A 308-nucleotide genomic window follows, 5' to 3' on the forward strand; every position below is an offset into this window, starting at 1 on the left:
GCTGCGCCTATTCCAGCCCCGCCACCTACGAAAACAACCACACATTCGCTACGCTGCCACAAGCGGCGTAACCACAAATCCCGTGTCCACTACACCGGGGCAAGGCCCCCGGCGGACTCCGCGTTGTCATGGTTGATCGCAGTGATCAACCGCCATGTGATCATTGCGACCCAGACGCAGAAGACCGTCAACGGACACCAGAATCCGAATATCCCGTTCCAGGCGAACGGGCCGTCCTTGAATAGCGGCACCAGTCCTGCCGGCCCTAGCAACAGGGCTGTCCATAGTGAGAGGTAGCCCGACCAGCG

The 308-nt window shown here is 60.7% G+C and carries 1 pseudogene; it reads right to left on the reverse strand.

The annotated features are described in order from the left end of the window. Positions 1–89: 89 nt before the first annotated feature. A pseudogene (locus ORI27_RS32955) lies at positions 90–308 on the reverse strand (hypothetical protein); the annotation flags it as partial.

The organism is Mycobacterium pinniadriaticum, from assembly GCF_026242045.1.
GTDB classification, from domain to species: Bacteria; Actinomycetota; Actinomycetes; order Mycobacteriales; family Mycobacteriaceae; genus Mycobacterium; species Mycobacterium pinniadriaticum.